This is a genomic window from Anaerobacillus sp. ABA4_114 (assembly GCF_056159065.1).
This window is the reverse complement of sequence record NZ_JBSWUM010000002.1, coordinates 521,915-547,318: the sequence shown is the minus strand read 5'-3', so window position 1 is coordinate 547,318 and position 25,404 is coordinate 521,915. Positions and strand designations below refer to the sequence as shown.

The 25,404-nt window shown below is 36.3% G+C and carries 29 protein-coding genes; 6 read left to right on the top strand and 23 right to left on the bottom strand.

What is annotated here, in order from left to right; all coding sequences use genetic code 11:
* The first annotated feature begins 36 nt into the window (after positions 1 to 36).
* Positions 37 to 1,137, top strand: coding sequence for an FHIPEP family type III secretion protein (locus tag ACXAEY_RS24585; RefSeq protein WP_474816091.1), 1,101 nt, complete (start codon positions 37 to 39; stop codon positions 1,135 to 1,137).
* 52 nt (positions 1,138 to 1,189) lie between these two features.
* On the opposite strand, the gene ACXAEY_RS24580 is transcribed toward ACXAEY_RS24585, so the two are convergent.
* The 5 genes from ACXAEY_RS24580 to ACXAEY_RS24560 form a co-directional block, all read right to left on the bottom strand.
* Positions 1,190 to 1,438: a hypothetical protein gene (locus ACXAEY_RS24580; RefSeq protein ID WP_474816089.1), complete on the bottom strand. Its 249-nt coding sequence runs from the start codon at positions 1,436 to 1,438 to the stop codon at positions 1,190 to 1,192.
* Positions 1,439 to 1,679: 241 nt separating this feature from the next.
* A complete protein-coding gene (locus ACXAEY_RS24575) occupies positions 1,680 to 2,318 on the bottom strand; it encodes a ribonuclease HII (RefSeq protein WP_474816087.1) in 639 nt (212 codons plus the stop codon).
* Between the two features lie 132 nt (positions 2,319 to 2,450).
* Positions 2,451 to 3,662 carry a phospholipase D family protein gene (locus ACXAEY_RS24570; protein ID WP_474816085.1) on the bottom strand — a complete coding sequence of 404 codons (1,212 nt, stop codon included), beginning with the start codon at positions 3,660 to 3,662 and terminating at the stop codon, positions 2,451 to 2,453.
* Between the two features lie 92 nt (positions 3,663 to 3,754).
* Positions 3,755 to 4,069 carry a thioredoxin gene (gene trxA, locus ACXAEY_RS24565; protein ID WP_474816084.1) on the bottom strand — a complete coding sequence of 105 codons (315 nt, stop codon included), beginning with the start codon at positions 4,067 to 4,069 and terminating at the stop codon, positions 3,755 to 3,757.
* A 228-nt stretch (positions 4,070 to 4,297) separates the two neighbouring features.
* Positions 4,298 to 4,792 carry a hypothetical protein gene (locus tag ACXAEY_RS24560; RefSeq protein WP_474816082.1) on the bottom strand — a complete coding sequence of 165 codons (495 nt, stop codon included), beginning with the start codon at positions 4,790 to 4,792 and terminating at the stop codon, positions 4,298 to 4,300.
* A gap of 160 nt (positions 4,793 to 4,952) precedes the next feature.
* Here ACXAEY_RS24560 and ACXAEY_RS24555 point away from each other — a divergent pair, with 160 nt between their 5' ends.
* A complete protein-coding gene (locus tag ACXAEY_RS24555) occupies positions 4,953 to 5,663 on the top strand; it encodes a ScaI family restriction endonuclease (protein WP_474816080.1) in 711 nt (236 codons plus the stop codon).
* A gap of 183 nt (positions 5,664 to 5,846) precedes the next feature.
* Entirely contained in the window at positions 5,847 to 6,362 is a 516-nt protein-coding gene (locus ACXAEY_RS24550; protein WP_474816078.1) for a hypothetical protein, read from the top strand.
* A 49-nt stretch (positions 6,363 to 6,411) separates the two neighbouring features.
* On the opposite strand, the gene glnA is transcribed toward ACXAEY_RS24550, so the two are convergent.
* From glnA to ACXAEY_RS24535, 3 genes are all read right to left on the bottom strand, one after another.
* On the bottom strand, positions 6,412 to 7,758 hold the full coding sequence (glnA, locus tag ACXAEY_RS24545; RefSeq protein ID WP_474816076.1) for a type I glutamate--ammonia ligase: 1,347 nt from the start codon (positions 7,756 to 7,758) through the stop codon (positions 6,412 to 6,414).
* A gap of 171 nt (positions 7,759 to 7,929) precedes the next feature.
* Entirely contained in the window at positions 7,930 to 8,319 is a 390-nt protein-coding gene (locus ACXAEY_RS24540; RefSeq protein WP_474816074.1) for a hypothetical protein, read from the bottom strand.
* Between the two features lie 117 nt (positions 8,320 to 8,436).
* Positions 8,437 to 8,742 carry a hypothetical protein gene (locus tag ACXAEY_RS24535; protein ID WP_474816072.1) on the bottom strand — a complete coding sequence of 102 codons (306 nt, stop codon included), beginning with the start codon at positions 8,740 to 8,742 and terminating at the stop codon, positions 8,437 to 8,439.
* 205 nt (positions 8,743 to 8,947) lie between these two features.
* Here ACXAEY_RS24535 and ACXAEY_RS24530 point away from each other — a divergent pair, with 205 nt between their 5' ends.
* The gene (locus tag ACXAEY_RS24530) at positions 8,948 to 9,991 is read left to right on the top strand and encodes a hypothetical protein (protein ID WP_474816069.1); all 1,044 of its coding nucleotides are present in this window, start codon (positions 8,948 to 8,950) and stop codon (positions 9,989 to 9,991) included.
* A 29-nt stretch (positions 9,992 to 10,020) separates the two neighbouring features.
* On the opposite strand, the gene ACXAEY_RS24525 is transcribed toward ACXAEY_RS24530, so the two are convergent.
* Both ACXAEY_RS24525 and ACXAEY_RS24520 read right to left on the bottom strand, forming a co-directional pair.
* Positions 10,021 to 11,037, bottom strand: a complete 1,017-nt coding sequence (locus ACXAEY_RS24525; protein WP_474816067.1) for a type IV pilus twitching motility protein PilT — start codon at positions 11,035 to 11,037, stop codon at positions 10,021 to 10,023.
* 220 nt (positions 11,038 to 11,257) lie between these two features.
* Complete coding sequence (locus tag ACXAEY_RS24520) at positions 11,258 to 11,788, bottom strand: hypothetical protein (protein ID WP_474816065.1); 531 nt, start codon at positions 11,786 to 11,788, stop codon at positions 11,258 to 11,260.
* Between the two features lie 102 nt (positions 11,789 to 11,890).
* Between ACXAEY_RS24520 and ACXAEY_RS24515 the strand changes: the two genes are divergently transcribed.
* Entirely contained in the window at positions 11,891 to 12,709 is an 819-nt protein-coding gene (locus ACXAEY_RS24515; RefSeq protein WP_474816063.1) for a 5'-3' exonuclease H3TH domain-containing protein, read from the top strand.
* 49 nt (positions 12,710 to 12,758) lie between these two features.
* Here ACXAEY_RS24515 and ACXAEY_RS24510 read toward each other — a convergent pair whose 3' ends face one another.
* The 4 genes from ACXAEY_RS24510 to ACXAEY_RS24495 all read right to left on the bottom strand — a co-directional run bounded on the left by ACXAEY_RS24510 (position 12,759) and on the right by ACXAEY_RS24495 (position 16,034).
* Positions 12,759 to 13,142, bottom strand: a complete 384-nt coding sequence (locus ACXAEY_RS24510; protein ID WP_474816061.1) for a hypothetical protein — start codon at positions 13,140 to 13,142, stop codon at positions 12,759 to 12,761.
* An 85-nt stretch (positions 13,143 to 13,227) separates the two neighbouring features.
* Positions 13,228 to 13,635 carry a hypothetical protein gene (locus ACXAEY_RS24505; RefSeq protein ID WP_474816059.1) on the bottom strand — a complete coding sequence of 136 codons (408 nt, stop codon included), beginning with the start codon at positions 13,633 to 13,635 and terminating at the stop codon, positions 13,228 to 13,230.
* Positions 13,636 to 13,969: 334 nt separating this feature from the next.
* Positions 13,970 to 14,863 carry a DNA adenine methylase gene (locus tag ACXAEY_RS24500; protein ID WP_474816058.1) on the bottom strand — a complete coding sequence of 298 codons (894 nt, stop codon included), beginning with the start codon at positions 14,861 to 14,863 and terminating at the stop codon, positions 13,970 to 13,972.
* A 271-nt stretch (positions 14,864 to 15,134) separates the two neighbouring features.
* Complete coding sequence (locus ACXAEY_RS24495) at positions 15,135 to 16,034, bottom strand: DUF6884 domain-containing protein (protein WP_474816056.1); 900 nt, start codon at positions 16,032 to 16,034, stop codon at positions 15,135 to 15,137.
* Positions 16,035 to 16,209: 175 nt separating this feature from the next.
* Between ACXAEY_RS24495 and ACXAEY_RS24490 the strand changes: the two genes are divergently transcribed.
* Entirely contained in the window at positions 16,210 to 16,461 is a 252-nt protein-coding gene (locus tag ACXAEY_RS24490; RefSeq protein WP_474816054.1) for a hypothetical protein, read from the top strand.
* A 149-nt stretch (positions 16,462 to 16,610) separates the two neighbouring features.
* On the opposite strand, the gene ACXAEY_RS24485 is transcribed toward ACXAEY_RS24490, so the two are convergent.
* The 9 genes from ACXAEY_RS24485 to ACXAEY_RS24445 all read right to left on the bottom strand — a co-directional run bounded on the left by ACXAEY_RS24485 (position 16,611) and on the right by ACXAEY_RS24445 (position 25,317).
* Positions 16,611 to 17,630, bottom strand: a complete 1,020-nt coding sequence (locus tag ACXAEY_RS24485) for an aspartate-semialdehyde dehydrogenase (RefSeq protein ID WP_474816051.1) — start codon at positions 17,628 to 17,630, stop codon at positions 16,611 to 16,613.
* A 157-nt stretch (positions 17,631 to 17,787) separates the two neighbouring features.
* The gene (locus ACXAEY_RS24480; RefSeq protein ID WP_474816049.1) at positions 17,788 to 18,039 is read right to left on the bottom strand and encodes a hypothetical protein; all 252 of its coding nucleotides are present in this window, start codon (positions 18,037 to 18,039) and stop codon (positions 17,788 to 17,790) included.
* A 25-nt stretch (positions 18,040 to 18,064) separates the two neighbouring features.
* Complete coding sequence (locus ACXAEY_RS24475; RefSeq protein WP_474816046.1) at positions 18,065 to 18,412, bottom strand: hypothetical protein; 348 nt, start codon at positions 18,410 to 18,412, stop codon at positions 18,065 to 18,067.
* Between the two features lie 148 nt (positions 18,413 to 18,560).
* On the bottom strand, positions 18,561 to 19,007 hold the full coding sequence (locus tag ACXAEY_RS24470) for a YecA family protein (RefSeq protein ID WP_474816044.1): 447 nt from the start codon (positions 19,005 to 19,007) through the stop codon (positions 18,561 to 18,563).
* A gap of 145 nt (positions 19,008 to 19,152) precedes the next feature.
* Positions 19,153 to 19,752, bottom strand: coding sequence for a hypothetical protein (locus tag ACXAEY_RS24465; RefSeq protein WP_474816042.1), 600 nt, complete (start codon positions 19,750 to 19,752; stop codon positions 19,153 to 19,155).
* Positions 19,753 to 19,982: 230 nt separating this feature from the next.
* Positions 19,983 to 22,739 carry an N-acetylmuramoyl-L-alanine amidase gene (locus ACXAEY_RS24460; protein WP_474816041.1) on the bottom strand — a complete coding sequence of 919 codons (2,757 nt, stop codon included), beginning with the start codon at positions 22,737 to 22,739 and terminating at the stop codon, positions 19,983 to 19,985.
* Between the two features lie 27 nt (positions 22,740 to 22,766).
* Positions 22,767 to 23,651, bottom strand: a complete 885-nt coding sequence (locus tag ACXAEY_RS24455) for a hypothetical protein (protein ID WP_474816040.1) — start codon at positions 23,649 to 23,651, stop codon at positions 22,767 to 22,769.
* Positions 23,641 to 24,450, bottom strand: coding sequence for a hypothetical protein (locus tag ACXAEY_RS24450; RefSeq protein WP_474816038.1), 810 nt, complete (start codon positions 24,448 to 24,450; stop codon positions 23,641 to 23,643). The genes ACXAEY_RS24455 and ACXAEY_RS24450 overlap by 11 nt, the downstream gene beginning before the upstream one ends.
* Before the next feature lie 183 nt (positions 24,451 to 24,633).
* Positions 24,634 to 25,317 carry an RDD family protein gene (locus ACXAEY_RS24445; RefSeq protein WP_474816036.1) on the bottom strand — a complete coding sequence of 228 codons (684 nt, stop codon included), beginning with the start codon at positions 25,315 to 25,317 and terminating at the stop codon, positions 24,634 to 24,636.
* Between the last annotated feature and the right edge of the window lie 87 nt (positions 25,318 to 25,404).

The following is a 25,404-nucleotide window of genomic DNA, read 5'->3' as shown; positions in this document are numbered from 1 at the left end:
CGTATACTGTAAGAAACTTTTTTTGGAGCTGATACCATGGCTGATAAAGAAACGAATCACATTAAACTTTTAGTTGATAATACTAAAAATCCAGATAACCCAGTCCTTTCTATGAGGGCGAATAATAGCAATCCGGAAATCATAATGGAAGTTAGCTTTAACTTAATCTCTTTGTTTGCAGATGATCAAGTGCGCTTTAAAGACCGAATGACCAAATTACACAATTCAGTTAAAAAGGAGTTAGGCTTTAAACCGCCCGCCATTACTATTCGAGATAACTCTTCCTTAGAAAAGAACCACTATTCCATTTTATCGAATGGTTATCTATTGGAATCAGGCGTTATCTCACCAAATAAGTACCTAGCCTTCCATGAGAATGAAGATGTTAGTGCTTTTAATGGTGAGGTTGTCATTGATCCAGTCTTCAAAATGGAGGCAATTTGGATCGAAGAAGATCAAGTAGAAGCTGCAATGTCAAAAGGCTTTGAAGTTCTTGACTCTCCGACTGTAATGATCACGCATATTAAAGAGATGATTTTTAGATATGGTCACGAATATGTTTCAAGACAAGACGTAAATGATTTTCTTAAAAGTATTGAAGAAAGTCATCCAGTTTTGATAAATGAATTGAAGCAAACAGGGATAACATTATCTACTATTCAACTAGTATTAAAGAATTTGCTTTTCGACCATATTTCTATAAATCAGGCTCCAACAATTTTAGAAGCTCTAATAGACGCTTCGAAAGTACATAGGAACGCTGACGATTTGACTGGACACGTTCGCGAGAGAATTAGCAGGGAGATTCTTTCTAGATATCAAGACTTTAATGATAATGAAATTCGCTTAATTGAAGTCACTCCTAAATACACGGAAAAGTTCAAAATCACACATACCCTTTATGGTTATCAACTTGATGAACACTCTGCAGAATTTCAAAAGTTTCTAGCAAAGGTTCAAAGTAAAGTAGATAAGGAGCAAGATAAAGGGCACTTCCCAGTCATTGTAGTTAAAAGCAGTCCCTTAAGATTTGCTCTCTCAAGGGCATTAGACCGCTATAGCATAGACACGTTTGTCATCACATATTCAGAGATTAAGAATTATGATGATGTTACTACAATCGATACCATCAAGTGATAAATACACAAAAAACGCAAGCCAAAACATTTTGGCTTGCGTTAATAATTTATTATCTAATTTCTTCTAACTTTGGTAATTGGATATAAGCTTCTTTCCAAGAGTCAAAGTATTGGAAGTTAAGATGGTGTAGCTCTCGTTTATATTTTTTTGGATCCCCTTCTATTATTCCTACTATTCGTTTGTTTCTTTTGGGACATCCACCCTGTGGTTTGTATCTTGGATTTCCGATTAATAATAGATAATATTTATTTTCCTCTCTAATTTTCTTTCTAAGTTCGCTACTAATTCCACTATTCATTTCTCCACTCCTTAATACTTTTTATTTTTGCATTTATTTACATTATTCCATAAATATTATATTTTATATTTTCTATAATAGGCGAAAAATATAGGCATATACTTATTACTTTATCGAATGAATTAGAACATGACCTGCAAGTTGGACATTGTGATTAACCTCATTCCCAGCCCCAATCTCGAAAACTTTATCTCATTTCCAGTACGCAAAAAAGCGTCCTCCTAAATTAGGAGGACGCTTTTCACTTAAAAAGGTTAATAGTCTTCCAAGACCTTCTATGATGAGGGGTTAGCCCATGTTTATGGCATGCTTCAACGTGCGCTTTAGTTTGATACCCTGCATTCTTTGCCCATCCGTATACATTTCCATATTCCTCATCTAAATTTGCCATCAATTCATCTCTATATGTTTTGGCAAGGATAGAACCTGCAGCAATACTATGAGAGTAGTGATCCCCTTTAATAACCGACTTTTGTGGGATAGGTAGATAAACACTTTCTCTCCCATCTACTAATATGTACGTAGGTACGCAATTTAACTTTTCAATAGCTCTAGTCATGGCTAATTTTGTAGCCACCTCAATACCCTTAGAATCAATCTCTTCTACGGACGCTTCTGCCACCGACCAAGAAATTGCTTTTTCTTTCACTAAATCTGAAAAATACTTATGTTCCTTCTTGGCTAGATCCTTTGAATCTGTCAGCCTTTCGATTCTAAAGTCGACGGGCATTACAGCTGCTCCAGCTACTACAGGACCACTAAATGTACCTCTACCACACTCATCTACACCTGCCACTAAACCATACCCTTCAGTCCATAATTCTTTTTCTATCCTTAAATTTTCAGGATTGGACTTATCGATTAACTTCTTTTTACTCAATTAATCACTCCCCTCAAAGCCAAACACCTTCACATTCTAATCGAAAAGGTTTGTTTGTGGGAAAAGCCTCAAAAATATACAAATCATTAATAACAAAAAAAGAGCCACCGTGTCCGGAGCTCAATCTAATAATTATATTTTGTCATACCCAAATTCTTCAAAGAGTTCTTCTAATCTAGCAGTTAAGTACCTTGAAGCATGTGAGGTAATTCTAATGTGTGGTTTTGTATGATGATTCCTCAGTAATTTTAATATGTTTGTCTGAGGATTCATATTTGTAGATGGATACGTTTTGTTACCCACATTGGTACATAGTTCTGTCATAGTGATTCCCTCTCCAATAGGACCTTTGAGAAACCTTCCATCTTTATACTCGATATAATAGGGGTAGTTTTCATTCCATTCTTTAAAATTTGAATCCCCTTTGCGAACAATGTTCCCCTCTTTATATGCAAGTGCAGTTGCGTACCCAACAATTATAGAGGTTTTTTTACCTTTCTTATCTTTACTCAATACAGCTAGAAAAATGCGGTCACCGTCTTTGAAGCTGATCGGTCTCCTTGAGAAGAAGGCTCTATTGAGGGTATCATAGTGGAGTTTCTTCCTTTCCAAATATACTTCGTCGTTAGGCACGCGTTGCTTACTAGAACCTTCAAATTTAATCCTAGCGTCGACACCAGAATCTTCATCGTATGTGGTTTCATTTAGGATATCGAAATGCTTACTGTAACTATAATTTGAGGATTTTTGACGATCATTTTCCTCTTTATCTATGACCGCTCCCCAACGAGCTTGTTTTTTATTTGGCTGTTTGGACTTTCTTAACTCCCCAAGACAAGATGTCGCCTCGGTTATTGAACTTTGTTCCTCTAATATTCGATTCATATCTATCTCATATTCATGAATTTTATATAGTATGTCAGAAAAGTAGTCTACACATTTCTTATTGAAGTCAGGTTCTTCCTTAACGATGATGCCTAATTCATGATTTTTAAAGAAGCCACTGATAGTAAAGTTAGCTGAACCCATAATGGTATTTTCCCCATCAAAAATATATAGCTTAGTATGCAAATGCTGTAAGGCGTATAAGCTCGCCCCTGCTTCTTTAAGTCTTTTCAGACCTTGTATACTACTTGCTCCTTGGACAAACTCTTCTCGATTAAAACGAGTAATGATTTTACAATCGATAACGTTTTTGTTTTCAGGTTTATCGAGCCACGAAGAAAGTTGGTTAGCTGTTTGATAACTTATGAACGGAGACATTATGTATATTGAACTATTCGTTTGACTTTGCAAAACCGAAAACTCTTTTCCAATATCCGTGTTCAAAAGGTTAATACTCACAATCTCCCCCCTCTTCACTAGGTTAAATAGGATATTCCACAGCTCATAATAAAAACCCTCCATAACACAAAAAAAGAAGGCATTTAGCCTTCTCATGTATGCTTGTTAATCATTTGTACTAGTAACTCTTTTGGAGCCATTCCGGTGTGCTGCTCAACTATTTCTCCCTCTTTATATAGAAATAGTGATGGAATCCCCATTACACTTAATTCGCTTGGGGTTTTCGGATTTTCATCTATGTTAATTTTTACTACATCAATTTTGTCTCCAATTTCTTCAGAGACCTCCTCCAAGATCGGACCTATTACTTTACACGGTCCGCACCAAGGTGCATAAAAATCTACTAGAACGGTGCCTTTCTCAGTATCACTAACATAACTAGCATCTGTAGTATGTTTTATAGTCACTCACAATCACTCCCTTGTGTGAAAGAATGCATTCCAAATTAGAACTTCTAGAAATGCTGGAATCAATATATCAGGAAATTGTGATAAAGCAATAAGATTTTTTGATGACCGAAAATGCCTTTCTATACCGGATTGTATATGAGCCATCCGCACCCAAGCAATTGTCAAAGTGCCCTCACTAACAGACGGTACTTTGTATGAACCCTCATCCTTAATGAGTGATTGAACTTATCCTCTATTAACTAACCATCGAATTAACCTCTTCTTCTTCCTATGATAAATCTCAGAACCCGTCATTTTGTACAGCTTCTCGAAATAGTTAATGCGATCAAGTAGTCGATCCATTTGCAACTTCTCTTCTTGTACACTCTTTTTTCTTTTCTTCATAGGAATCAATGGAGGATTTAAGTCTTGTAAATCCTTTAATGGTGCAGTTTCTACAATCTTCCGAGCTCCTAATATTAGGGTGTCTAACAATGGTTCAATATAATGCAAATTTTCCTTTGTTAAGATTTTCCCATTTCTGACCAACACTCTTAGTTTTTCATCTTCTTGACCAATCTCTAACTGCTCCTCTGCCCCGTCCACGATTGCCCTAATAAGTATATGGTCATAACCCCTACCATTAATCAATAACTCCTTGTAGCCGCCATTAGTAACATGACGCAACTCCTTGATGACGCTTTCAGCTAAATCTAATAGTTTCTCAGATGTCATTCCCACATCTAGCACCCTTCCTGATTGAAATTTGATTAAAGCTTAAAAATTTTCTTCCCTCTCTATTCAATTTATATAATCAAATTGCTATACTGCTGAAAATTATATAAAACATATTATTTATTAATATTATGGAGGGGGATTTACACTTTTACAAGTGGATACTATGGACATAGATAAAAATAGTCGATTATTTGAAATCCTACCAAAAACTAAAATAGTAGATGTCGTTCAAGAAGCTTTTCTTTCTTTAAATGAAGCTAAGTTTGGAAATATACCAATACAGTCTGTCGAGCTGCAATCTCAAGTAATATGCGGTATATTTCATGAATTAATAGTAAATAAACTTTCTCTCTTAGATGGGTGGAGAACTGGTAAGCAAAATAAAGAGGCTGATGTCGTTCATGAATCAGGAATCCAACTGCAGATAAAAACAAGAACAAATCCTACTCAAATATCCGGTAATCGATACACTTCTTCGAGTAGTTACTGCGATCCGAACGGATATTATTTATGCGTCAACTTCTTACCATACTCATGTATATGCAAGATTCGGGCTGGGTGGATTGAAGCTGACTGGTGGAAACCTCAAAACGGTAAGGGTAATGCATCTATGTTAAAGGCAGATAAACTAAAGCTGATACCTTCTTTGTTAGGCAATTTCTTATATCAGTTAGACTTTATTGCTATTGATGGTATAGGTGAATCGGTTCGTGCCGAACTAAAAAAGGAAAACATACATAGGTTAGAAGATTTGCTCAATAAGGCTATGCGACAAAAAGCTAAATCTGTCCTTAAAAACAAGCAATGGGATAACGTAAAGAAGTTACTGGGTTACATAGAAAACCCATACATGCTTACTACCGGAAAGTATTAAGAGTTTTGATTTGGGATGCCTCCCAAATCTTTTTTATTTTGAGCTCAGCAAAATTTTCTGTCTTTTTTCGTTTTTTTCTTCCACTTTCAACGAATAGATGGTAAAAGGGTAAAAAATAAGTACATTGATTGTTGTGTCTTTATGCTTTATCGAAGACTGCAATAAGAAAAGGGGAGATCTGATATGAGTATGAAAACATTCTCGATCGGCAAGTGTTGGTTGAAAACTGATCTACAGAAACTCCAGAGTTTTGCTGAATGGAATTATACGCGTTATTACAAAAGGCATCGTGTTAGACATTTACACAACGCAGACAAGCGCATTCCTCAAGTGAAAATTACTGGAGACCGGTTTAGCCTTCACCTTTGGTTCCGCGATAATTTTGGTAAGGAACACCGCTTTATTCTTGATGGAAACGTCTCAATAAATTGCTTAGAGATCACTTCTATTGATAATGAGCCTAACTTTCCAGAATTATGCCCCTCTGAGATGAGCGAGTACCTTAGTGTTCTAAAACTTTTAACTGAAATCTGCGATGGATACATTTTGTTCTCTTCCAATAGCAAACCTAGACGAATTGCTAATGGGAATGTTGAGAAATATAAAGTTCTGTTGCATGAACTGTTTGACCAAATTCCTTTTGATAAACAAAAGGAGCTAGAGCCAGTTTATGAATGGCTTAAAGAGTGCGACGCTTAATAAAACACCCTAATGTATCTAAAGTACATTAGGGTGTTTTGGCGTAACATCACATTTTAAAATACTGTTCTCTTTCCCAATTAGACACTTGTAATTGATATGACTCCCACTCTGATTCCTTCTTACTTAGGAATTGAGAATATATATGGTGACCTAGAGCACTCTGAACCACTTCATCTTTCTTAAGGCAATCCAATGCTTCGTTTAGTGTTTGAGGAAGAGTTTGTATACCTTGCTCAACCCTATCACTTTGAGACATTTCGAAAAGGTCTTCTCTATTTTCTTTAGGAGCGTTGAGTTTCTCTCTTACTCCTTCTAGCCCAGCTTTCAATAATACTGCCAATGCTAGATATGGATTTGCTGTTGGATCAGGATGTCTCACTTCTACCCTAGTTCCTGCTCCCCTAGTTGCTGGTATTCTAATCATGCACGTACGATTTGAGGAGCTCCATGCGCAGTATACTGGCGCCTCATACCCAGGAACTAAGCGTTTATATGAATTAACAGTAGGGTTTGTAATAGCAGCATTTGCACGAGCATGTTTAAGCAAGCCAGCAATAAAGTGATGGGCTACTTTAGAAAGTTGTCCCTCAGCTCCCTCTTCATAGAATGCATTCTTAACCCCGTCAAACAACGATAGGTTACAGTGCATCCCTGAACCATTAATACCAAACGCCGGTTTTGGCATAAATGTAGCATGCATATTATTCTTAGAAGCTACGTTTCGAACAGCCATCTTAAAGGTTTGGATATTGTCAGCTGTTTGCACCGCGTCTGCATACTTAAAATTCACTTCATGTTGTCCAGGAGCTACTTCGTGGTGAGCAGCCTCCGCTTCCATCCCCATTTTTTCTAGAGCCAGCACAATCTCTCGTCTACAATTTTCTCCTGAATCTAAAGGAGACAGGTCGAAATATCCTGCATGATCGTTTAATTCAGTAGTAGGATTCCCTACCCCATCCTTCTTAAATAAGAAAAACTCTGGTTCCGGTCCGGCATTCATCCCCGAGAACCCTAATTCTTTAGCTTCGTTTAGGACTCTTTTTAGTGCACCTCTTGGATCACCTTCAAATGGTTTCCTATCTGCAGTATAAACATCGCAAATTAGTCGAGCTACTTGAACTTTTGCGCAATCCCTTTGAGAACTGTCTACTGAAGAAGGTAGAACGATCCACGTATCTAAGTCAGGATATAGATACATATCACTTTCTTGAATCCGACTAAACCCTTCAATAGAAGAACCATCAAACATAACCTCGTTTTCAAGCGCATTTTTTAATTGAGATACTGGTATTTCTACGTTTTTAAACTCACCTGACATATCAGTGAACTGCAAACGAATAAAACTAATATTTTGTTCTTCCGCTAATTTTAAAATTTGTTTTTTACTTGGCATTTAATCGAACCTCCAATTGTACTTTCAATTAGAGTTTTTGCTTTTTTCGAAAAAACCTTTTCTAATCCATCTAACCACTTCTTAACACCATCAACTCTTATTTTCAGATTTGAAAAAGAGAGGGCTCATGTTAACCCCCTCCCTCTCCTACATTAAATATAAAGATGAAAATTAATCATCCTGGTCTTCTTGGTATTCCTTCGCACTGAACTGCTGTCGTTCTTCTATCTCTGTGAACTTTTCAATTAACTCGCTCGATATTTTCCCTTCCTCTGTTAGTTTAATCATAACGTAGGGTTTACTTAAATCCTTTTGAGTCATATTTAACGCTTCGGATAAGCCTTTCTTATTTAAGACTTCTCTTTCAGGATATGTAAGCGAAAGTTGGACTACACTATCATCCAGACCACTAATCAATACCTCATCATATCCTTGTTCCTCCATATAACCAATCATTTCTTTCTTTATCTCTCTTGCTCTATCTTGTCTTTCTTTGGCTTCAGTTTTTAATTTCTCGAATTCTGCATATAAATTTTCGAGAACTTCATTCTTGTTACTCAATAGAACACCTCCCATCGAAGGCAATATAATTCGAGGGAGATAAAAGTCAATTTTTACAAAGTTAAATTTATTCCTTAAAAAAAGCATCCGGTAAGCAATTTACCAAATGCTAAGTGATTAATATCGTATTTTCACTTCTAATCTATCTATTATCTGATCATAGTATTTTTCATTTAACCTTTTTCTGAAACCAAGTCTTTCGGCTACTTGCATCATTTGCGTTTCTCTACCTTCTCTCTCCAGATACAACATTGCTCCAGCGCAGAACTGATTACTCCCACTTGGATTAAATTCAGAGTTACCGTGTTCATCCTCCGCAAAGTCGTTATCATAGTCTATCGTTTTATGACAATGAAAGGTGTGATTCTTGTATAAATCTTCAACGATCACTTCCATTCGTCCTTCACTTAAAGATTCGTTCATTACCCCACCTTTAATAAATGGGCAATCAGCGCAAGGTTTTTTAAGGTTAAACATGTTTTCACTCTCCATTTACTTATTTGCAACCTATATTTTCTATGATTGTACATCAAAAAATAAGTATTATAGGAAAAACTTAACTTTTTCCTAGTCTGTTAACCGTGGTAAGATTGTGAAAGATACAAAAATAAGGAGCGTATACCATATTATGAGTCTAATAAATTCAATTCAGATTTTAAAATCAATTATCTTTGGTGACCGTCTCAAGAAAAACGATACCTACACTAGAGAGTTAAGGGAGCTTTATCGGAAAGATGAACTTGAACAGGTAATCCAACAGTTAGCTGAAGATAATTCAACTGACAAAGATCTTCTGATCAAATACTTCAACTACTTATTCCTTTATAAGAAAGAATTCGATAAAGAAAGCCCTACTAGGAAAAAGACGGATTGGCTAGACTCTGAAAATCTATTAGTAGCCGAATATATCGATGATACAGATGAGACAACTACAATTAAAAAGGCGACGGAAGAGATTTCAAGGGTGCTTAAAAATCGTACACAATCGTCTACGACAGCACAGTATTATAAAGCTATCCGACCAGTATTGACGGCAGGCGGAAGCCTTTCCATTGCGGTCTCTGAAGAAGAGGCTATCACGCCAGAAACAGAACAAAACAAAACAACTACTCCATCAGAAGACGCTCAAGATGATATTACATCATATACGGTATCTCAAATCGGCACAGATGAAGATACGTCTTATGGGACATATCACACTCACCACGATAAAGAAGAAGAAGAAGAAGAAGAAGAAGAAGAAGGAACTCTAGTTTACAGAAACGACCTTCCTACCTCTGATGAAGAATCACAGGATGATGATGTATTAAATTCCATCTCTTCATTCATTCAAACAACGGACCAGATTCAAGGATTCGATGTGAACAAACTTTTCCAAGGTCTTGCCCAGTTGTCGAATCTAGCTGTGCAAAATCAGAAAGAAGAAGAAAAAAGGCTTGAACTCCTAACAACAGTTGAAAATAAAGATGAGAAAATTGATGAAATGGAAAACGAGCTACAAGAATATCAAGAAACTATAAAGGGTTTAGTGAACAAACTCGAAAATATAGAACATTTATTCCGTGAGTTCTCACAAATCAAAGGCGGAAATAAGATTGTAGCTCTAAAGGATTTCGAAGTTCGCATGAAACAAGAACTCAAAGACTTTCATAAAGATGTCATATCAGTGTAAAAGAGAAGGGGAATAACCCCTTCTCTTTTTTAGTCCCATGAAATATGGTTTTCAATTAAACCTTTTTGCTTCGCTTGATTAATCGAGTCCCTCATAAGGATGTTTCCCTTCCCTCTAGCTTTTTCCATCGCCTTTTCCAGCATGTTTAATTCTCCTTTGCGTATATGCTCCCTCATTTCGTCGTTTGTGATCATTACCTCGTAACAGCCTGTCCTTCCCCCTCCAGGCTTAGGGAAGAGTCTTTGATTAATTACACCTTTTAAATTCTCTGCTAATTGATTACGTATCCTATCCTGCTCTCCAATCGGATACTCCCCTACGATTCTATTAATTGTGTGAGCTGCAGTGTTTGTATGTAGAGTAGCATACACTGTATGTCCTGTTCGGGATGCAGTGATAGCAGACGAAATCGTTTCATAATCACGCAGCTCCCCAATTAATATTACATCTGGATCTCGACGCAGTACGTCTCTGACGCTTTCTGCGAAGGTTGGTGTATCTTTACCTACCTCTCGTTGCGTCACTAGAGATTTTTTCTGAGGATGGACGTATTCTACAGGTTCCTCAACTGTAGCAATATGATGGGGATTGTTCTCGTTAATTAAGTCAATCATTGAAGCTAGTGTTGTTGTTTTCCCTGAACCAGTCGGTCCAGTAACCAATACGATTCCCCAAGGCAAATCACAAAGACTTCTGATTACGCTAGGAACACCCAGATCATCAAAAGGCACTATCTCAGAAGGTATTTTTCGCATAACACACCCATACTCGCCCCTTGCCTTTACTAAGTTCCCCCTGAACCTCGTACCATCTTCAATTTGGTATGCAAAATCACAAGCACCGGTAGTATGAAATTTGGATTGTTGCGCTTCTGTAAGTGCTCTGGCATTTAATAAGAGCCCAAAAATATCATCACCTTTTGTGTAAGGTCCCACTTTTTGTATCTTACCGTCTATACGATAAGCGACTTTCGTATTATGGTTCATATGCAAGTCACTCGCGTTCAATTCAATCATCTGATACAAAAATTCATCTAGTTGGTTCAATACAATCCCTCCCTTTACCTATCCCGCTCCCTATAATGAGATTTGGGTATAATGTAAAGGTTTAAATCATGTTTTTTGTCTATAAATCTTCGACCATAACAAATATCATCTACACGTTTTATTCGATGATAAAAGCGCCATTCAAACAATAAACAAAGCAGACAATAATTTGCCTGCTAAGTGCTTAACTAATGGCTTTCTCATCTCCTCAAACAAAAACTTATAGGTTTCTTATTCTCTGATCAAATATCTGGTCAGCAAACTGATCAGCCTTCTTTTCAAGAGGAAGATTACGATATAGACTTCTTATTACTTCTGGAGAGAACTCCTTATTCTTTTTCTGGAGTTCCAGTTCTTTAACTTTCCCTCCGTATTCTCCCATTATCTTTTCTACATAGTCCATACCGCCCTCAATGTAAAAATTATAAATATCAACTACATGATTATATTCATGATAGAGAATCCAAGAAAACCACTCAATACAGTTCTTAAAGCCCTTAAAATCTTTGAAATGTAAGCTATATTCATCCAAATCTTCTTCTTTTATAAACATGAAGATATCAAAGACTAGTCCATTTTCAGCTTCTTTATAAAACGAAAATGCATTTACATCATCCTGTGGATCGCAAGGAAAAACATGTAGAAATACTTCTGCATCATCTCCAATTAATCTAAGTTTATTTAACATTTGAAATTCTTCTAGTAATACATCCCTGACTTCCATCAATCTATTTATTCTAATTCCTAACACCTCCGCCTCTTCATTTCATTGGTTTCTTTCTCACTGCCCCAATCCTTGAAATTAAATGAAAAGAACCTTACTTGAGTAATTAACTTAGTGGAGGTGGAAAAAATGTTACTAGTTGACGGCACATTTCTAATTTATAAAAGCTACTATAGCGCTAATAACCTCAGAGAACGTGATGTTATCGAAAATCAAAGCCATTTAAACAAAGTAGTTAGAAATAAATTCTTAAGTACGATATCTACCTTGTTGTCGAACTACGATCTCTCGTCCTTATTCATCGTATTTGATTGCTTAGGGGATAATTACAGGCATAAAATTATGGAGTCGTATAAAGCTAATCGACCTGAAAAGCCACATGATATTCTTGAAGTTAAGAATGAAATATACTCTTTCTTGGAAGAGCACAACTTTTCATATCAGATAGCTGAAAATGTAGAGGGTGACGACCTGATAGCGAGTTATATCTCTCAAAATAAAGAAGATAGAATAAATGTTTACACGGGGGACAAAGACCTAGCCGCGCTAGTTTCTGATAGAGTGACTCTTTTGTTAGAACGGAACTACGACGTCAAAGAAATTAATACAGATAACTTTCATCACTACTTTTCCGTCCCAGCATCTCGGCTGTTCGATTTTAAAGCCTTGCAAGGGGATAGGAACGATAATATCAAAGGAGTAAAAGGTCTCCACAAAAACCAAGTCATTCATCTTCTCATGGAATATACCAGCATAGAGGAATACTTCAGAGAGGGAACAAACCATTACTTATATGAAAAGCTACTTAAGGAAAAAAAGAGGATCTTAACTAATAAAAGGATATTAAAAATGAGAAAAGATTGCCCAATAGAAATCAATAAGAACCACGCTGGAACCAATCACATCTATATCCCAAAAGGTATAAGTAACAGAATAGGTTGGGATTAGAAAAAGAGCTAATATATATTAGCTCTTTAATAATTGTATTTTCACTGGGCTACATACCTTCTTTTTCTTCAGGACCTAAGATTTTTCTAATACGGTCCCCTTTTTTGATATCTTTAATCACTTCTATATTCTTTGCATACTGATCTTCCATATCGTTTAAGTAGGAAATATGATGTTCTTTAAATCTCTTGAGAGTATTAAAGACGATGATATCAAAGCCACTTTTTTGATACATCGCATAGCAAAAGCCATCTTTAAATCTTATTACGCAATAACCTTCATGGGATATTGCGGTTGATGAATATGGCAGTAACTCGTAATACTCGGCTCCCCCCAACTCCCTTTCAAATACATCAAGTTCATGGTATAAATTAGAATCTAATTTCTTCAGTTTCTCTTCAAATTCGTCCATTGTTAATTTTGATTTTTTCATGACTCCCTCCTTATAAATCTATTTGGGCTACAATTAATTTTCCTTTTTACGAAAAATAAAAAAGGTCGCTCTGGGCGACCTGTAGTTAATTCTCCATACTTTCGAATAAATCATTAAGAGGATTATGCAATTCTCCATTTCTTTCTACGAGAACAGCTCTCTGGGACTCGAATTTATGACCATTCATTTTTGCTGTAATCGAGCACCCTAAACAGAAATCTATTGTACCGTCCTCATTAATTCTGTAAACATATCTATGATGCCCCCATGGTGACGGTTCTAGATTTTCCATTTCCTTCGAGTCTAGATCAATATAAATGTCTCCTCTTTTGACCTTTTGTCCGTCTCTATAGACTAGAATACTGTTATCTTCTATCCTTTTTGATTTTGCTTCTTCTTTTTCCATCTCCTCTAAGGTTTCTGCAACACTTTTCTTCCCTTCTTCGGAGTCGAACCACTTCTGTATTTTGTCTAATCGTTCATCTTTGTCCAATTAAATCACTCTCTTTCTCTTTCGAATAACCATATATTTGCCTATAGTACAACTATAACTCATATATCTGCCAAGAGTTATTTTGCGAACCATAAGTTTGCCTAAGTGTGCAAAATATGAACCATAAGGTTGCCACGAGTTTTTATTTTGAACCATAAGGTTGCCAAATATGAACCATAAAGTTGCCGCATAAGCAAAAAAACTCATAACTTGCCAAGTACATTTCAGTTAAAAAGCTATTATAAAAAGAGCCTGAAATAGGCTCTCCTAAATTATATATCTAAATTTTAATTCTGCGTTAATGGTAACCCTGCGTAACATCGCCTTCACACTCTTAAAATAGAGCTAACTGTTCTTGTTTGGACTTAGGTACAAAAGTGATTTCTTTCTGATCTCTATTTATTTTGTCACCATTCTCGTCATAATTCATGAAGAATACTTCTGTTGCTCTTTTCTTCTTTTGACCTAATTCAGCCTTCGTCACTCCAGTCCCTGCTATTGCAGCAACCTCTACTCTAGTCCAACCTTGATACAAGTCATTAATAAGAGTATCATCATAATAAGTAACTAATGCTTTGCCTTTTATTGAATTGAGTAGTTTGGCTAACTCGATATGGTCCTGTTTAGTGAATCCACCTTTGTATAAGTTCTCTCGACCAACATACGGAGGATCAATTAGAAACAACGTTTCTTCAGAATCATATCTTCTTATAATTTCTTTAAAGTCTAGACATTCTATCATTACTTTTGAAATCCGTTCTTGGAACTCATTCAGCCTATTCACAGCATTCTGGAAGTCAAAGGCTGTATTTTTCACCTTACCAGAACGCCAACCACTGTCATGATTGTTCGCCGGGACAATAGTTTGCCTTAAGATATAGAACCAGCGAACTGCTCTTTCGAAGTCATCTTCTGGGTCTGCTTCCTTTTGCCACTTTTCGCAAAGTGCGCGACTTGTCGGAAGAGTCATTAGAGCTTTTACCATACGATCTTTATCATTACGAAGTTGCATTAAGAAGTTTATTAGCTCCTCGTCAATATCATTCCAAACTTCGACTTTTGACGGCTCTTTTCTCGTCAAAACGTGACCTCCTCCGCCAAAAGGCTCCACATAACAATGATGTTTCGGCAAAAGTGGCATGATATTTTTCGACAAATTGTGTTTTCCGCCAAACCATCTGACAGGTGAGTGTACTTTATCTTCATTAAATTTAATTGTGTTCAACATAGGAATCTCTCCTCAATCCGATTTTTTGGATCGGATAAGGTAGAACTCTATTGTTGTTCTTGCCTACACATGATAATTGGGATGTGCCGGCTGCTACTCTTCCCTTATAGGGAGATCAGCAAGAGGTGGTCTCACTGGACTCAAATGATACATAACCAAAGGATACCCATATTCTCCTTTGCATACCATTCCTCTTTCGCACCTGTTTTAAAGAGGTTTCCTTATGTGAACAGTTTTATATTTCATCATGTTATCTAACTCCTAATGTTTTTTATGCTGCGTTTTTCAGTAAAGTGATCTGCAATTTCAACAAACATTCACTGATTTTATTCTCTGCCTGTAAAACATAATCTCTTTTGATAAGATAGCGCGTGTATTTCGCTAACTCTTTACCATAATTTCTTTTCAATAATTCATATTCACTCACGTTTTTAAAGATGGAGGATATACTTTTCTTCTGAGATACAAATTCTTTTAAATCGTATGCTCCCGCCATGTTAGATATTAATTCTTCGAATTGGTTCCTGGCTTTAATTGCATCTTTCTGCTTCTTATAATGTTTAGTTAGAAGGTGTTTTAACTCTAGAAAAATATCTTCTACCCCGTAAACATTTGCCTTAGATTCGTATTCCCTCAATAAGTTTCTAGCCTCTATCGGATTTCGATATTCTATTTCGCTAGTTATAAAAAATTTATCCCGTTTGATCTCTTTTAACTTCCTCTTTTGCCTTTCTTCTTCAATTAGATTTTCATACACTTGATGCTTTTTTCCTAACGGTACTCCATCAGCGTAAATTCTATAAGGAATACCAGCATCGTCTAATATCTCTTTTAAAGGGTCTGAGATATTCTTGCCAGTGTGAATCTCTACAAATGGATCATCGAAGTTTGAAAGGAATTCGGAAATTTTCAAAGCAAACGATTTTCTTTCTTTCAACGTAAATCTTTTGTTTGTAAGAGGGTATTTTTCCAATGTTTCATTGTAGGGAATAATACGCTCATTATAAAAGCTTAAGAAGTAGATATTTTCTTGAATGAAATTCCTCTCTTCCATGTAGTCCATAATGTGATTAACCCATCTACTTCTTGGTCCTCTAAAGAACTCTTTGGCTTTCATTGAATTATCCTGCCTAGTAGAAGATTCTGTAATTAGTGCAATACGTTGCTTCAAGTTCATTCACCCTTTGGTTTTTTAAAATAATAGCACGATATTCGTTTAGTGGAATAAATCTAGAAAAAAGCCTAACCATAGATATCTCCCGTTTGCTCCCACTATAATGATTTCTAGTTGTTATAATAGAAATGATAGGCATTAGTTCTAACACTTAATGAGGAAGGTGAAATATATGGTCCCAATCTCTCTTGAAGAATTTTTGGCAAGCTACCAAAAGAACAATAAAGACGAAGATATTAAACAAACTAGAAGCAATATAATTTCCGCAGTAGAATCTAAAAAAAACGGCGCAACCTGCATGCAATGTGATGAGCCAATCTGGGCTATTGGCAGTGGCATCACTGGCGTGTACATGTGTTTTACCTGTGCAACTGGAGAAGCAGATGACTCTGAAGACTACGAGATTGATACAGTATGTATATAACTTAGATGAATATCAAAAAGCTCACTTAATAATTAAGTGAGCTTTTTCTTTGCTGATTTCCATTCTAATTTATCGTTCGTATAACTCTTTAAGGAGGTCGTATTTTTCCATGCTCTATCGAAAACCTAATAGACTTACTTCACTGTGCCTCACTTTTCTCTTTGAATCCATCTTTCTGCAATTTGGACTGAATTTAGAGCTGCACCTTTAAGCAAATTGTCCGCCACAATCCACATGCTCAAAGCATTATCTTTGTTTAAGTCCGCTCTTATTCTCCCAACATATGTGGCATCTTTTCCTTCAGCCTCAGCTGCAGTAGGATACTCTAAATTGGATGGATTATCTATTACCTTTATCCCTTCTGAATTGGTTAACCGCTTTTTAACCTCATTAACATTTAACGGTTGGTTTGTTTCGATATAAACCGATTCAGAGTGTCCATGAAAAACAGGAAGTCTTACACAGGTGGCATTTACTTCTATACTATCGTCATGAAGGATTTTTTTGGATTCATTTATCATCTTCATTTCTTCTTTGGTATAGCCATTATCCAGAAAATCGTCTATATGAGGAATGGCATTGAAAGCAATTTGCTTTGGATAAACGGTAGGATTAATCTCCTGGTTACTTAGGATCTCATGCGATTGTTTTTCTAACTCTTCGATCGCATTCAAACCAGTACCAGATACAGCTTGATAGGTAGAGACTACTAAACGTTTAAGTCCATAAACATCTTTAATTGGCTTCAGGGCTACCATCATCTGTATAGTTGAACAATTGGGATTGGCAATAATCCCTTTATTCGTATAAATATCTTCAGGATTCACCTCTGGTATCACCAATGGAACGTCCTTATCCATTCTAAAGTGGCTTGTATTATCAATTACTAACGCCCCGCGTTTAACAGCTTCAGGTGCTAATACCTCAGAAACAGAACCGCCAGCACTAAATAAAGCAATATCAATACCTTCGAAAGATTCAGGCGTAGCTTCTTCCACCTCAATCATCTCGTTTTCTCTGTATGGAACCATCGTACCTGCTGAACGCTTGGATGATAACAACCTTAACTGTCCAATTGGAAAGTCTCTTTTAACAAGCGTTTCAACCATTTTTCTTCCTACTGCACCAGTTGCACCGACTACAGCAACATTATATCTTTTAATACTCATCCCTATCACCACACCAATCTACATTGATATATTGTATCTTTGTAATTTTACAAAAAAATACTTTCGAATAAAAGCGTAACGATAAGTAATATCTAGTTCTATACCCATTAAAAAAGCGATACTGAAATTAATCAGATCGCTTCTTGATTATATTTTCTTAAACGAATAAGTGTTGATACCATTCACGGTTTATCCACTTATTTTCAACTTCTTCAGGTGTTGCTTTTCGTTCAAACTCAAAATAAAAATCATCCTCATCGTGCTCGTCGTTCAGTAGGTTGCCTACGATATAGTCATTGCTTTTCAACGTATTGTCTCGAACACTTTTCGTTAATACTGAAATCGCATTGTCTTCGTCAACAACTTTGAACAATCCATTATCCAATTCTTCAGTAATTCTAGCTAACATTACAACCTCTCCTGTTCTATAGTGTTTATAGTGATTCGTGTCTGAAGACGTCTTCTCCGCCAATTTCTAGACCCTTAGTAGCAATAATTTTAAATTTGTGGTCTTCTAATTTTTTCACTTTCTCTTCAATAAGGTTTTTAGCTTCTTCTTCATTGTTTACATCGTAGTAATGTCCAGGTGCACCAAATGCTAAAAATTTGACCTGATCACGATAACCATAAATATCAACTTTATTTGACATTCCATCTTCATTTTCTACATCTTCCATTTCTACATAATAAATCATTCTTGAAACTCCCATTTCGTTCAGCTCCTCTTTTGATAGATGTGATTCTGGACTACAATTTATACATCCGCAACCATCTGCGCACATTGTAATTCCTCCTTGGTGTTTTATTATTTTTCATATTATAGAGTGGTTTCAAAGATGTGGTCTGAAATTTTTGTATCTTTTTGCATATAAAGAAAACAGCCACCCTTAACTGGTGACTGTCTTGGCACGTAATTTTCTTAGTGACCTATTAAAACTGGTTTGATTGACCGGTTGCTAGTTGTAGCGCTTTTGCTTCAGTACAGCACCTTTTCAACTTCTTCCCGCTTCCGCAAGGGCACAAGTCATTCCTGCCTAATTTGTTTTTCTCTCTGCGAAGCTTCACTTTTTTGGAGATTCTGCTTTGAGGATTATAGAAAGTCTTTAATTCCTCGAAAAGTGAAATGGCAATCTTCTCAATCGCCTCATCCTTAAACGTTTTGGAGCGTACATAACTTTTCTCACTTCCATCTTTTTCGGAACACCAGGAATATTTTGCTGCTAGTGATTTACTTAACCAGAATCGAAAGAAGTCAGAAAACAACTCTTCTTTAGTGCTAAACCGTTTATTGTCTTCCATATATGGAACAACCAACTTATTCATAGATGAGGTCATACTTCTCTTTTCGCCGGTCGTCATATTAGCTATACCGCTCATAATAATTCCTCCTAAGAAAGCTAATTATTAATCTTGCAATAGTTTAAACAATACTAATTTCAAAATAAAGGCTCTTCTTAAGTTTTTTTAGAATTAGCGATTGGTACGAGGTTTATAAGAAACAAAAAAAGCGAAGCTTGTACTTCTAAGCCCCGCTCTTCATCTCTAATTTGTCTCTTAAACTGATAAGTGGTTCTAGTCCTGTATCACTCGAAGTTAATACCTTATAATCCACTTTTCCTATGCTTGTTACGACTTTATACTCTCCAAGGACTCTATCCATTAGGTGAAATGCAGATCCAATCATTTCATCTTTAAAGTCTTCAATATATAGCGTTATATTAATCTTATTTTCCGATTCCTCAGTACGACACAACACATTAAATGGAGTTAATATGATTTCATTGTGCTTCAGTCGATAATGTTCTAATTGATTCATAGTTAACGGTTGTTTGAGGGGAATTACAACCCAATTGCTGAGGTTGTAATTAGTTGCAGCATCCACTGTAAGGAATGCATCATTCAATGCCCCTAAAGAACCTCCTGCACTTATTGTAAGCTCAGCTTTGTATCCGTCACTAGATTTATTCACTTCAGCTAATAGGAAAGGGTTTATTCGTTCCAGTTGAGCTACGAGCAGTTCTAGATTATCTTCATCTACGTCGTCTTCCAAAAAAAGACCTTCGTGGAAACAAAACCATTCCCAAAATCCCTCTATATCCTTTTGTTTTGAAATGATATTCATATGATACACCCTCCTCATATTCCATGATTGCCATTATCAACACGTTTATTCTATTTTGCGCTCTATTATTCTATTAAACTCAGTAGTAAATCAGAATGATCTCGCACCATTTTTATAATTATTGTTTAAATTATGATCGGTCCATACTAAAAAAAGCGTAGAGATAATTTTCTCTACGCTTTCTATGCCATCGATAGTTTGATAGCATTATTTAATATCTTTAGTTACTTTTACCCTAAGATACTGAAGATAGAACTTTTGGATTCACCTTCAGTTTCTTCCTTTTTCTGATTTTCTTCTTTTTTGTCTTTATCACCGATCCCTAAAATATTTAATATTGTATCCCTAGCACTCTTTTCACTTTCTTCTTCTTCTTCTTCTTTTTCAACCTCTTCTTCTTCTTCTTCTTCTTCTTCCTCAACTTCTTTCGGTGATTCCTTTTCAACTTCTTCTTCTTCTTCTTCTTCTTCTTCTTTCTTTTCTTTCGCTTCCTTGTCTCCCTCAGCGTCTTCTGAATTTCCTTGCTCCTCTTCTGAATCCTGTTCTTCGTGATTTTGTTCTGTATCTCCGTCAGTCTCCGAATCCAATTCTAGGTAGTCCACCAATCCGCGGACAACCGCATTGGTAATCCCGTCCTGGATAACATCACTTTTTAATAGTTCTAGACTATATGGATCGATTAAGAAACCGGACTCTAGCAACACTGAAGGTCTTTCATTTTCCCTTAAAACATGTAAGTTTCTTGGAACAACCCCTCTATTCGGAGTTCCCTTCATTGCTACTTTTTGATATTTTTGAATATGCTCAGCTAAAGCTTTTCCTTCGTTACTCCCTTTTTGGTATAACGTCTCAGAACCGGATGCCAAATTTTCAGACACTCCAGTCGAGTTATTATGGAAACTTACGAAAGCATCAGCATTATTGTCGTTAGATATCTTTGCTCTTTCCCCCAACGAGAGGAAAGTGTCATCGGTTCTAGTCATAATGACTGTTGCTCCTTGAGCTTCCAACTTTTTAGCAGCATTCTTAGCAAGTGCCAAGTTTAATTCCGCTTCAGTTGTATGATCGTCATCCACTCCCATCGCTCCAGAATCATGACCGCCATGACCAGCATCTATTACGATAACTTTTCCTTCCATCACATCACTATCAGGTAATGCTTCAACGAGTGGCTTCTGTATGCCCTTAATCTTATTAATCTTTTCGCTCGCTGTTTCATAAGCATCCTTGATAATTCGATCTTCCTTAGAAAGCTTATTCTCATCCTTTTTTTCATCTTTTTTCAGTTCTTTATCCTTACTCTCTTCCTGATCCTTATCCTTATCTTTTTCTTTTGGAGCATCCTTAACTTTCTCGTTTTCCTTTTCTGCTTCTACTTTTTCTTTTGCTTTCTGTTCTTCAGCTTCTATTGCATTTCTTACAGATTTCTCTGCAGCAAGTGCGTTTTTTTTCCAATCTTTATCTACATCGAAATATTGAAAAATTTTAGCAACATAAGTGAAGTCACCATAAGTGAATTCTCCTCTCCACTCATTAGGTAACTGAGATAGTTGGATACCTCTTTCCTGAGCATCCTCGTAAAACTCTTTCGCTTTCTCTTGGATGTAACTAACAGAGTAACCTACGTTATCCTTGTCAGCTTCTCTGCTCAGTCCAGGTCCAAAGTTATAAGACTGAATAGCAATTCGAACATCACCATTCTCTAAAGGTTTGAACATCTTACTTTCCTTTAAGCGCTCAACAAACACCTTCACACCATGTTCGATTGAAAGTTCCTGAGCTTTAATTGAACCGATTTTTCCATTATACGATTGACTAGCTTGCATAGGATCAGTATCCAAAACGCTTTGAATGCCGCCACTTTCGTGTTGTAACAATGCAAGTAAAAATTCAGTCATGTCTTCTACGCCTTGTTTTTTAGCTTCTGCTCTGATTAAAGGTTCAAGCGCACGAACTTGCTTAGATACATTTGCCTTACCATTCTTTATAACTTCTACAGGTAGTATTTCATTACTGTAGAATACCTCATCATCTACCTTTAGCAATTCGGCTTGTTGCTTGTTTTCGATTTCCACACCATCAAGAACTTCTGACTCTTTCGCTACTTCTGGCGCTTCTTCTACTTCCTTTTCTACCTCTGTCCCAACAGCAGAAGATGCTGCTTTAACAGCAGGTTTACTGTAGTATTTATAGGTTCCGTACTTAAACGAATCAGATTTCTCAATATCAACAAACATATTAGGATGGATGAAATTAAAAGCCTCTCCATCTGAAAATCCTTTAGCCACTGCAAAACCTACAGAACTTTTTACTTTACCGATGAATTGCGCTTTCTTCACTTTGTCGCCTTTTTTGACCTCGAAATCTTTGAGACCTTTGATAACGGAAAATGTTTCTTTTCCATCTTTTTTATGTGAAATGACCAAGACATCGTTTATCTCAATCACTTCTCCATCCCCTGGAGCAAATACTTCAGCTCCAACCGACGTATTATAAGTCACGAAGGGCTCAAACTCTTTATTGCCATCTTTGTCTTCTTTGACGCTAGATGTATGTATAACTTCAACATCTTGTTTTTGAACAGGTCTAAGCATAGAATCCTTGGTTTCAGAAGCTTCTTCTTCATCCAATATCCCTACAAGGTCATTTCCGTTTTCGGTTTTGCCCTGAAAATCTATTGTTTCCGGTCCATAAGCCTGTTCAGATGCCACTTTGGTATTCGGTGTTATGTTTTGGATTGTCTCTTTTGTTCCTTCAATTGACTGGGTTATAATATTTTTTGATTGGTCAGTATTAAACAAATTCCCCTTGTTCACTGTGTAGCTTGTCCCAATTGTAGATGCCAATATCGTTGTACCGACAACCGCTTTTGCAGCTGCCTCTTTCGTCTTCCTTGATTTGTCGAACTCTCTTAACTCTTGCTTAGTCAATCTACCGTGGAAAGTCCAATCCATATCTATTTCTTTGGCTACTTTTTTGAAATCCATTATTCAGCTCTCCCTTAATAATTAGTTTTATATTGCTTGCTTTTGATTTAGTTTTTCATCTGTAATCGCTAAGATATCTTTATACATGCCTTCGAAAACTTCTAAAACTTCATCCTTTTCATCATCTGAGATATCCCACACCAAAACATTCAAGTGAACAGCATCAAAATCCACGATTGTAAAATCAATAGATTTAGCAATTGTATAAGGTTCTTTTCTCTCATCGCCTACTTCTACATAACCTTCAGACTTACTTAATAGAAGGAAGTAATTACTCGTTTTTACCGCAATTTCACAATCTTTTTTAACAACAGATGTGTTTTGGTTGTAACTTGTAATGCGAACTTCTTCTTCAAGATGGTCCATCAAGTAGTTTAGGGCTGGAACAAGATCCTTTTCATACTGAAGTCCTTGAACTCTTGAAATGTGATGCGTTTTTTCTTCTTTGATTTCAGGAACAGAAAGCTTTGGATCATAACCTTCAGCTACCATTTTTTCTTTTAGTAACTTCATTTCTTTCTTATATAGCAACCCTTTCTTAGCAAGTTCCTTTTTGCTGTGTTGCAATTTTTCTTCTTCCGTTTGGATCTGACTTTCAGTTTCTTGGATGGATGCCTCTACAACTTCCAACTTCGTTCTTTCTTCAATAAATTTTGTAGCATTTACGAATTCTAGCTTTTCAACTCGTTCTTTTATCTCTGTTCTATCGACACGTAATTGTGAAATCCAACGATATTTTCGATTGATAGATTCCTTAGTCTTTTCCATGTCACGTTCTATTTCCATAAGCTCCGTATGTTGTTTCTTCAGTTCTTGTAGTTTTTCGTCCGACTTAACCTGATCATATTTCTGAGCACCTACTTTTACTGCTTCTTTTACCGCATCCTTAATTGCATTGATTTTACTGAACATTATTATTTTCCCCCTTGGTATTGTTTAGGTTATTGGTATCTTCTTGTGTTGTTAATTTAGGTTTCTGTTCATTTCTTACAAACTCAATTTCCGTTACATTTTCCTTGATATCTTCGTTCTGTAAATATAATTTGCGGAGCGCCTTTTCTGTCATTTGATGACCGAGTTCAACTTCGCTTTTGGTTTCAAGAGCTTTCATCGAACCTTGATTAATCGCGTCTGCAATAATAGCTTTACGTTTGTCTTCATCGAAGAACTTTCGAAGCATGCCTACGAATGACTCAAACTCAGTTGATTCGAACTGAGGAACGAATACCATCTCCAATCTAGGAGAATAGATTGTCAGAACCCCTGATTCTTCATCAAAAACAAATGATTCATTTGTGACTTGAGTCATGTCATAACCAAACATCAAGAAAGATTCCATCTTAATTTCATAGGTTTTGCCAACAAAAGCTCGACCTGTTGCCTTGTACATATTTTCAAAGATATTATCATTTTCAGATTTCCTTACAGCTTCTGGAGTCTCATCCGCTGTATACAAAAACTCAAAGTCGTCGTTTTCATATCCAAATAACTTTGAAATTTGCTTTGATTCTCCGAATGCTACATTTTCTACATTGACCACTGTTTTAGCCTCGATCAATTCCTGGTTAGTCGCCTCAACAATTTCCCCCTCTGTCTTGGCTACGGTTTCCTTACCAAAAAGAACATAACCGATATAAATCCCTACTAAAATCGTTACTACGGAGATAACTAGAAAAGATGTCATTAAGATCTTAGCTTTTAGTAATCGCATTCTAATCTTCCTTCCTTCATTGATTGTATTTGCTGAATTTATACAACAAAAAAAAGCTTTTTCAAGTAAAAAAACTACAAAAAAGCCTGATTTGTTTCACTATCTGTTTTCAAAAAACGTTCTTTCCAACCGTTAAATGAATACATCGCTCAAAACACTTTCACTATGAAAAAAACGGACGAACTACTTCTCGCCCGTTTCACTTTCTTTATCGCCTTTTCCATCGTTATCTTCTTTTGGAACTTCATTTCCTTCTATTTCACTTCCATCATCGTTTGTCTCACTATCTGCCTTTTTAAATGCAGGTTTACACGTTACATAAGTACCTGCTATGAAATCGTGAATAGACCGCTTGTCTTTTCTAACGCCTACCATAATCCCACTAGCAAGTGTTACAAGAATTGTTCCAACAGCTCCGGCGACTATTGCAATACTTGCAATGGTGATAGCCTCTTCTTTACCTGCCACATTGATCTCTTCACCTAGAACAAAAAGACCTACAAATTCTTTACCAACACCAAATAGTCCAATAATCATACCGATGATCAGTGGTGAAGCATAAATTAAACCTGCCAAGAGATGTCTTTTAATCATCGTCCAGAATGTAACGTCTGTGCCATCTTTCTTAACAATTCGAATATCTGTCGCTCGTTTCCCGACAGTGTATCCGTACCAAACAACTGGCAGTAAGATATAATAAAAAGCGTTCACTCCGTCTATTAGAATTTGGTCCAATCGGAACCCTTCACCCGAAGACCAACCAAAAATACTGATTAGACCGATAATCGTTCCTACAATGGCTAGTAGTATGGTATCAATCAAAGAAGCTCCGAAACGAATCCAAAAACCAGCTGGCTTTTCGTACATAAATCTCCCTCCTTTCATTAACCTTTTCAAACATACATTTATAAAATCTTCTATTTTTCCTAAATAAAAAAGGCAACAGCTTCTCAC